This window comes from Planctomycetia bacterium, assembly GCA_034440135.1.
Classification (GTDB): Bacteria; Planctomycetota; Planctomycetia; order Pirellulales; family JALHLM01; genus JALHLM01.
In genome coordinates, this window is the sequence record JAWXBP010000273.1 from 1 (window position 1) to 8,929 (window position 8,929).

The window sequence follows — 8,929 nt, forward strand, 5'->3', positions numbered from 1 at the left end:
CTGCTCAGTGTCACTGGTTTCGTCAACACCCAGCAACATGAAGCAGACCTGCCGTTGACTCAACTCATCCCCTCATTCCCCGGAATTGGGTGAAGAACCCTAAAAATCATACCAAAGTCCTAAGCCCATCTTCTGCTGATGTTCGCGTAGGAACGAGTACTGTTCGTCTCGGCCGTTAAAGTACTCGAAGCCGGTGCGCAGGAGATGTCCGGCCCCTTCGCCGCGCCAGGCCCAGCCGGCTTGGACCACGAGGTTGCCGCTGAAGCGGAACTCTTCACGTAAGTGACCGTTCACCGCAGCGAACGGAGCGCCATGTACGCCGGTCGGCCCCGCCGGCGCGCGTTCCATGCCGAACTGAAACTCCCACGGCTTCGCGCCCCCGTCGAAGTTGAATGCATAGGCGGCCTCGCCATACGCACGTAGCTCCGGCGTCAGGTAGTAGCCGGTGCCAAGTACGATCGAGTCGCGCACATAGTTGAGGCGCTCGAAGCCGGGATTCTTGATGAGATACTCGTCTCCCAGGTGCGAGCTGAGGTGGTAATAGGCGAGCTTAAATTGATAATTGTCGACGGCGTATACGAGGGGTACGCCCACCCGAAAATCCACCGCTTGGACGTCGGACTCTACTTCCATCCCCAGCCGCGGCAACCCGGCGCCTTCGATTTGCAGTTCCCAACCTTGCGGCCGGATACCATTCTGCGTGCCGTAACGTAGCAACGCGGCGCGACCGCCGAGGGCAACGTCCCAGAGCCAGCCCTGATCTTTCTCGTGCGCCCAGAAACTGCTCAAGCGCGATTCCCGCGGCCCGGCGAGATACGCGCGGTACGCCAAGCCGGACGGGAGAATCCGCCAGTTCCAGACGTCGTCGTCGCAGTATTCGACGGGAGGATCCGCCATCCAGGTCGCGTCATCGCTGACCATCACCGCGGCCTCGTCCGGCGGCGTCTCGAGCGTTTGATCCGAGGCAACAATCGTCTCGGGATAGGGCTCAATCCAGTTGCGCTGCGGATACGCTGGGGCTTGCGCCGCGGCGATCGTCGCCCAGCAGGCCAGCGCGCAGCCCAGCAACCGCGTCAACAAGTGACGCGCGGCTGCTCCAGTCTTCCCCCCCGGGTAGAGCATCGTTTAAAGCCGAGCGAAGCGGGTCGGAGCTTCGCCTGGCGCTTGTCAAATTGGGTCGAGTTGCGGCGAAATAGCTGCTTGCGCGCGGGCGCCTACCCGGCGCGCAGTCACATCCATCCAGATTTGCCTTGTTGTTTATCGGCAAATCTTGCGCGATTCTCCGCGGCAGGAATTCATTTGAGGCTGAGGATTGGGCAGGACACGGGGACTGGAAAACAAGGCAAATCCGCCGTTGCCCCCCGGCACTTACATGGCCGACGGCGATCCTCTAAACTCTCCCCATCTGACATCGAGAAAATCGGAGCCGCGCCCGCCATGGAACGTACCCTCATCCTGCTCAAGCCCGACTGCATCCAGCGCCGTTTGGCCGGCAAGATCCTCACTCGGTTCGAGGACAAGGGATTCAACATCGTCGCCATGAAGCTGCTGAGCGTGACCCCGGAGTTGTCGAAAAAGCACTACGCTGAACACGTGAGCAAGCCGTTCTATCCGAACCTGGAGGCATTCATCACCGGCGGTCCGATCGTCGCGTTGGTGCTCGAAGGGCTGGAAGTGATTCGCGTGGTTCGTGAAATGCTCGGCGCCACGAGCGGCCTGAAAGCGGCCGCTGGCACGATTCGCGGCGACTACAGCAGCAGCCGCCAGATGAACCTGGTTCACGCCTCGGACGGCCCGGAGGCCTCGGCGCGGGAAATCGCTCTGTACTTCCGCGCCGAAGAGATTGTCGCTAGCGAATTGACGCTCACGCCGTGGCTTCGCGCCGACGACGAAAGCTAAGGCACAACCGCCGGGAGATTGAAGTGGGGCGCCACTGGCGGCTTGTCCGCCAGTGCCGGAGTTGGGCTGGCCATCGAGATCAAGGCCACACTGGCGGACAAGCCGCCAGTGGCACCCATCGCGCCGCGTTGGCTCCTCGTGCGTGCATGGGAAAGCGCAGCTCAAATACGCTGGATTTCGACCAGCTCCGCTTCGCGTTTGCGGATGCTGAGGCGGTAGCCGCGGAGTTCCAGTTCCAGCGGGTCGCCGAGCGGGGCGATGCCGACGAGTTCCAACGACGCGCCGGGAGTGAGACCCATTTCCAATAAGCGGACGCTGACTTCGTCGACGCCGGGGACCGCCAGCACCTGGGCTCGCTCGCCTAGTTTTAACTCGGCGAGTCGCATCAGCCGGTTGATCCTGTCCGGACGAGCACGCTGGTGACGTCATCGCTCCGGAAGCAAAGCCGTTGCCCGCCGAGACGAATGATGCAGGGCGAGCCGGACTGGAGCATTTCGATTTCCTGGCCGTCCTGCAGACCCAATTCGCGGAGCCGGTGAACGTGCGCCGCGTCGCCGCAGATCGCTTCCACGGCCGCGGTTTCGCCGCTCCGCAAGCAATGCAACGGGATCACGACCGGCGTGGGGGCGATGGACATTTCACGACCAGGATTGGCTTGAGATTGAATCTCAGTGTCAAGCTGATTCTACGCCTGGCGGCGTGCTGACGCAACGGTGGCTGGTCGGCTCACAAGCGGCGGGGCGAAACCCAGGGAAGGCCTACGTGGATTTTTTGATCGCCAACGTCTTCGGGGGCCTTCCCTGGGCTTGGGTGCAGGGGGTTTCTATACTCTCATTTATGAGCAACACCACCACCGGCTTACGCATCGTCCTCTACCCTCATCCGGCCTTGCGGCACCTCTCCAAACCCCTCCGCCGCGTGGATGCCGAGCTGGTTTCCATGATCCAGGAGATGTTCGAGCTGATGTACGCTCATAAGGGGGTTGGACTGGCCGCCAACCAGGTGGACCTGCCGTACCGGGTGTTCGTCGCCAACCCCGAGGGGGATCGCCAACGGAAGGACCAGGAATTCGTTTTTATCAACCCAGTCATCAGCCAGCCCAAGGGAAGCGCGGATGCCGAGGAAGGCTGCCTGAGCATCCCGGGCCTGTACGCCCATGTGAAGCGGCCGGAGCGGGTCGTGATCACGGCCTTCAACCTGCGCGGCGAGGAGATGAACCTGGAACTGGACGGGCTGTTCAGCCGGATCGTCCAACATGAGACCGACCACCTGGACGGCAAGCTGTTCGTCGACCGGCTGAGCGCCACCGGCCAAATGGAAGCTCGCGACGCGCTGGAGGAGTTCTCCCTCGTGTATACTAGCCGCCAAGAACGGGGAGAAATCCCCAGCGACGAGGATGCGCACAAGCGACTGTTGGAGCTCGAAGCGCTGCGTACTTAGTCGCCGCCACGCCCTTGCCCGCTCCCAATTGGAGTCCGCCTTATGTTCCGCGCGTCGTGCTTGACGGTGGCTCTCGGCATTTTGGCTTTTGGGGCGGCCGCTGCCCGGGCGGACGACGATGAGTGGACGCCGCTGTTCAACGGGCGCGACCTCACTGGTTGGCGCGTATACCAGGCGAATGCTCCGGCGCATCCGGAACAAATCCGCGTCGAGAACGGTGAAATCCACATCGAACCGCCGCGCTCGCAGCCGTCGGGCGTCAAAGGCTATCTGGCGACCGAAACCGGTTACTCGTTTTACCGGCTGCGTTTTGAATACCGCTGGGGAGATTCCGAAAGCAAAGACTCCGTCCGCGATTCCGGCGTGCTGGTTCACGTCGTTGGCGAAGACGGCGTGTGGCCCACGTCGGTGCAATGCCAGATTCAAACCGACAAAGTCGGCGAGTTGGTGATGATGCACGGCGCGCAAGGGGCCACGACGGTTGGAGCAAAGTCGCCCGCCGGGGAATCGCCGCGATATGCCGATCAAGACGGGATTCTGTACCAGCTAGGTACAGAAGAATCCACGCGGCGCGTGTTGCCGAGCGGCGGCAACGTACGCGACGATTGGAATCAGGTGGTGCTGACCGTCGCCGGTGGCTCGGTGCGCTGCACGGTGAACGGCGAGGAAGTGAATTTCTGCACAGATCTGCGGCAGCCGACGCCGGACGGACAACTCGTGCCGCTGGTGGCGGGGCGGATCGCGTTCCAGGCGGAAGGTTCGGAAATCGTTTACCGCAAGATCGAGATTGAACCGATCTGGGGCGGCCCGCTCGATGTTCCCGCGGAAGCCACGGCGGCGGCTGTGGCGCCGGAGTTCAAGCAACCTGAACTCACGGCGCCGGTTGGTTTCACCATCGAAACGGCCGTGGCGGCGCCGCTGGTGCGGTTTCCGATGATGGCCTGCCTCGATGATCGCGGCCGGATGTTCGTTTGCGAGGCGGCGGGCGTGAATCTGTTCGGGCCGGATCTGGCGATCGTGGAACCAAACTCGATTCTGATGGTCGTCGACAAAGACGGCGATGGGGTGTTCGATGCCTCGACGGTGTTCGCCGATCACATGACTTTTCCGTCCGGTTGCGTTTGGCACGACGGCGCGCTTTACGTTTCGTCGGCGCCGTACATCTGGCGGCTGCGCGATACGGACGGCGATGGCGTGGCCGATGAGCGCACGGCGTTGGTCGGCAAGTTCGCCGATAGCGGGATCGCCGACAGCCTGCACGGGCCGCACTTCGCGCCGGATGGCCGCATTTATTGGGTCCACGGCATCGGCGGCGACGGTCACGAAGTACGCGACGCGGCCGGTGCGTTGATCGTGAAGAGCGACGCCCCCGGGATTTTCTCCTGTTGGCCGGACGGCTCGGATATTCGAAAGCATTGCGCCGGCGGCATGAACAATCCGGTGGAGCTCGACTTCACCGACGCGGGGCAGATGATCGGGACTGTGAACCTGTTGAAGAACCGCCCGCGCGACGATGCGCTGGTGCAATGGATCTGGGGTGGGCTGTATCCGCACAACGGCGGCGTAATCGAAGGCCTGCCGCGCACCGGTGATTTACTGGATAGCACTTACAGCTTTGGCCACGTGGCGGTTTCCGGGCTCACCCGGCTGCGCACCGCGCAATTGGGAGACGACTACCGCGACAGCTTTCTGGTCACGCAGTTCAACACGCAGCGCGTGGTTCGCGTGAACTTCACGCCGAACGGTTCCACGTATGTCGGCGAACAGCATGATTTTCTGGCCTCGACGAATCCCGATGTGCATTTCACCGACGTGCTGGAAGACGCGGACGGCAGCGTGCTGGTGGTGGATACCGGCGGCTGGTTCCGCAACGGTTGCCCGGTTTCGCAGATCGCGAAGCCTAATGTTCTGGGGGCGATTTACCGGATTCGTCGCGCTGACGCGAAGCCAATCGACGATCCACGCGGTAATAAGTTGGGGTGGGATCAAGCTACGCCGGAAGCACTGGCTGCATTGCTGGACGATGACCGCCCGGCGGTTCGCGAACGAGCACTGGCCGCACTCGTCGCACAAGGGCAATCCGCGTTCCCTGGTTTGCAGAGTTTGCTGGCGACCGGCGCCAGCGAACGCGCCAAGGTGAACGCCGTGTGGGCGATGTGCAGGATGAATGGCGCGGACCTGAGTTTGGCACTCGCGGACTCCTCGCCGTTGGTGCGCGAGGCCGCGGTGCATGCCGTCTTCTGTCGGCGCGATGTCAGCGCCGTGGGCCGCGTCCGCCCGTTGCTCGCGGACGAGTCGCTCTCGGTGCGTCGCGAGGCCGCCACGACGCTGGGCGCGCTGCGCGATTGCGATTCAGTTCCGGCGATCCTCACCGCGCTTGCCGCCACGAATGATCGCCTGCTGGAACACGCGTTGATCTACGCCATGATCGAAATCAACGATCCCGAGCCGACAATCGCCGGGCTCGCTCATGATTCGCCGCAGGTGAAGCGCGCAGCGTTGATTGCGTTGGACCAGATGCCGGCTGGCGGGCTGCGGCGCGAGCTGATGCCGCCGCTGTTGGACACGGTCGACCCGCTGTTGCAGCGCACGGCGTTGGAGATTATCAGCCGTCGCCCCGGTTGGGCAGAAGAGACCGTGGCGGTGCTGGCCGCCTGGCTGCAAGGCAAGGAAGCGCTGACTTCCGAGCAATCGGCCGCGTTGCGAGGGGCGCTCGTCGCGTTTGGCAAGGAACCGCAAGTGCAATCGCTGATGAGCGGCGCGCTGACGACCACCGACGACACGCGACGTACGTTGGCGCTCGAATCGATCAGTCGCATGACGCTCGAAGTTACGCCGGACGCTTGGCGCGCGCCGCTCGCGGCGCTAATTCTCCAAGGCGACACCGCGGCACTGTTGGCCGTGAAAGGCTTGCGCGATCGCTCGTTCGAACGCGCCGTCGTCGCGCTCGCGCATGACGGGCAGCAACCCGTTGCCGCGCGGATCGCCGCCGCGGACGTTCTCGTGAACTGGGAACATCCGCTTGATGAACCCTTGCTTGCCTTGCTGACGGCGGAGTTCGCTCATGCGGAGAACGAAGCGGCCAAGCCGGAGCGACTGTTGGCCGCCGCGCGGGTCTTAGCCGGAGCGCCGCTAACGTCGGTCCAGCGACAGACGCTCGTGCCGATTGTGGCGCAGGCCAGTCCGTTGTTAGTTCCTGTGTTGCTCGGCGCTTTCGAGCGCGACACCGACGCCGCGACCGGCTTGGCGCTCATCGCAGCGCTTAGCAAATCTGAATCCCGCGCTAGTTTGCCGATCGCGCAATTGGAACAGGCGTTGCGCGGCTATCCGCCGGAAGTGCGCGCCGCGGCCGATCCGCTGTTTGTCCAGAGCCGGGCGGAGTCCGCGTCGCGCGCTGCATTATTGGATCAGATCGCCACGACGCTCGATGGCGGCGACGCCGATCGCGGCAGCCTGGTGTTTCATGGCAACAAGGCCGCTTGCGCCGCGTGCCATCGACATGGCGCGGAAGGCGGCAACATTGGGCCCGACTTGTCGCAGATCGGCCGCATCCGCACGCGTCGCGATTTGCTCGAAGCGGTGGTGTTCCCGAGCGCCTCGTTCGCCCGTGGGTTTGAACCCGTTACGATCACCACGGTCGCCGGTCTGACGCACAACGGCGTCATCGGCACGGAGAGCGGGCAGGAATTGACGCTCCGCACCGGCGACCGCGCCGAGATTCGCATTCGCCGCGACGAGATCGACGCCCTGCAACCGGCCGCGATTTCAGTTATGCCGCAGGGGCTCGATACGACGCTCTCGCGCGAAGAACTGCGCGATTTGCTCGCCTTCCTGGGCGCTACGAAATAACCCGGCGGCCGACCATTTCGACGCGTCCCGAGGCGAGTAATCGCAGCGCGTCGGGATAGGCCTCGCATTCGGCCTCGAACACCCGTCCGGCGAGCGAGTCCGGCGTATCGCCCGATTCCACCGGCACGACGCGCTGCAGGATGATCGGCCCGTGGTCGTATTGATTGTCCACGAAGTGCACAGTGCAGCCGGAGACCTTGGCGCCGTAGTCTAAGACGGCCTCGTGAACGTGGTGGCCGTACATCCCTTTCCCGCAGAAGGCCGGAATCAGGCCGGGGTGAATGTTCAGCACCCGATTCTCGAAGTCGGGCGGAATCAGCACATGCTTGAGGAAGCCGCCCATCACGACGAAATGCGGCGACGCCGCGCGGCAAGCGCTAAAGACAGCCTCGCTGAACGCTTCGCGCGATTCCACGCTGCTACGTTCGATCACTTGAGTCGCGATACTGCGTTCTAGCGCGAAATCGAGTCCCTTCGCCGTCGGTGTATTGGAAATCACCAACGGAATCTCCGCCGAGAGCCGGCCTTCGTCCATTTGAGCTAGCAGATTGCGCAGCGTCGTCCCGCTGCCCGAAATGAGCACCGCCAACCGCAATCGATCCACCTGAGGAAAACGCATCGGGCTCCGTAAGTTACTCCGCCTTCAACGGCAACCAAGCGGGCCGGGGGCCCCACATCGGACCTTCCGCCGCGGTGAGCTGCGTGTGTTGCTTCGTCTCCGTATCGTACAGCATGATGTCACCGCCGAGTTTATCATCGGCTGGATCCTGGTTGGGGCCGACGGAGTTCGGCCAACGCTCGAAGCGGACGTAAGCGATGTAACGGCCGTCCGGCGACCACGAGGCGTACGAGCATTGCCGCGTCGATTCCGGCGTAATCTGAGTGAGGCCGTTGCCGTCGACGCCGACGGTGAAGAGTTGCACCGTGCCGTTCGACGAGCGGCCGCCAAAGGCGATCGATTTGCTGTCGGGCGAGAAGCACGGATACACCGAGGCCACGAGATCGACGCCCAGCAGATCGCGCAGCGCCTGACCGTTCATGTTCATCAAGTACAAGCGGAAGAACCCCGTGCGATTACTGGTGAATGCGATCGTCGTACCGTCCGGCGACACGCTGGGATCGGAATCGAAGTTCGAGTCGTTCGTCAGCAGCACCGGCCCGGATCCATCCAGCCCGCGCATGGCGATGTCGTAGTTGCCATTGTTGAACGTCGTGTAGATGACTGCGTCGCCCGCGGGATTCCAGCACGGGTTGCGATCCGCATGGCCGCCCGCAATGCAGACCGGGTTCGACATGTCAATATTGGCAACCCAAATCTGCGAAGCGCCGCCCTGGAAGAGCGTGTAGGCGATGCGCTTGCCGTCGGCGGAAATGGCCGGCTCTAGGCAAAAACTGTCCGGCTGCGTGAGCCGCGTCACCGAACGGCCGATCAGCGGGCGTGAGACCAGATCGCTCGCGGCGTAGCGCTTCGTGGCGTACACGAAACTCAACTTGGACGCCGCCTCCTGCGCACGCAGAGGGAGCGGCGCAGCTAACGTCGCCACCAACAGCGCCAGGCTAAGAATTCGTCAGTTTCCGCGATGGAAAGCCCAAGTCGTCACGTCGCCAGCTCCTCGATCCTCGTGTCGCGCGCAGTGCCCGTCATCATAGCGGCCACGCGCCGCAGACGCACCCAAGACAGTTCGTCGCGGCCATTGAATTCTTGGCAATCCGAGTCGCCGGAAGCTATGATTACAACACC

At 63.2% G+C, this 8,929-nt stretch carries 8 protein-coding genes; 3 read left to right on the forward strand and 5 right to left on the reverse strand.

Translation table 11 applies throughout. From position 1 onward, the window contains the following. Positions 1-99: 99 nt before the first annotated feature. Positions 100-1,122 (reverse strand): DUF1207 domain-containing protein, encoded by a 1,023-nt coding sequence (locus SGJ19_16695; protein ID MDZ4781891.1) that lies wholly within the window; start codon positions 1,120-1,122, stop codon positions 100-102. A gap of 315 nt (positions 1,123-1,437) precedes the next feature. Here SGJ19_16695 and ndk point away from each other — a divergent pair, with 315 nt between their 5' ends. Beyond that, positions 1,438-1,899: a nucleoside-diphosphate kinase gene (gene ndk / locus SGJ19_16700; GenBank protein ID MDZ4781892.1), complete on the forward strand. Its 462-nt coding sequence runs from the start codon at positions 1,438-1,440 to the stop codon at positions 1,897-1,899. A 161-nt stretch (positions 1,900-2,060) separates the two neighbouring features. On the opposite strand, the gene SGJ19_16705 is transcribed toward ndk, so the two are convergent. Together SGJ19_16705 and SGJ19_16710 are read right to left on the reverse strand one after the other, a co-directional pair. Continuing rightward, the gene (locus tag SGJ19_16705) at positions 2,061-2,285 is read right to left on the reverse strand and encodes a FeoA domain-containing protein (GenBank protein ID MDZ4781893.1); all 225 of its coding nucleotides are present in this window, start codon (positions 2,283-2,285) and stop codon (positions 2,061-2,063) included. After that, complete coding sequence (locus SGJ19_16710; protein MDZ4781894.1) at positions 2,285-2,536, reverse strand: FeoA family protein; 252 nt, start codon at positions 2,534-2,536, stop codon at positions 2,285-2,287. Before SGJ19_16710 ends, SGJ19_16705 begins: the two co-directional genes overlap by 1 nt. A 200-nt stretch (positions 2,537-2,736) precedes the next feature. On the opposite strand from SGJ19_16710, the gene def reads away from it, so the two are divergent. Continuing rightward, complete coding sequence (gene def / locus SGJ19_16715; protein ID MDZ4781895.1) at positions 2,737-3,339, forward strand: peptide deformylase; 603 nt, start codon at positions 2,737-2,739, stop codon at positions 3,337-3,339. A 42-nt stretch (positions 3,340-3,381) separates the two neighbouring features. Beyond that, on the forward strand, positions 3,382-7,188 hold the full coding sequence (locus SGJ19_16720) for a family 16 glycoside hydrolase (protein ID MDZ4781896.1): 3,807 nt from the start codon (positions 3,382-3,384) through the stop codon (positions 7,186-7,188). Here the strand turns inward: SGJ19_16720 and purN are convergent. Together purN and SGJ19_16730 are read right to left on the reverse strand one after the other, a co-directional pair. Continuing rightward, entirely contained in the window at positions 7,178-7,807 is a 630-nt protein-coding gene (gene purN / locus SGJ19_16725; GenBank protein ID MDZ4781897.1) for a phosphoribosylglycinamide formyltransferase, read from the reverse strand. The two genes, SGJ19_16720 and purN, sit on opposite strands and share 11 nt — an antisense overlap. Before the next feature lie 13 nt (positions 7,808-7,820). Then, positions 7,821-8,669 (reverse strand): hypothetical protein, encoded by an 849-nt coding sequence (locus tag SGJ19_16730; protein MDZ4781898.1) that lies wholly within the window; start codon positions 8,667-8,669, stop codon positions 7,821-7,823. Between the last annotated feature and the right edge of the window lie 260 nt (positions 8,670-8,929).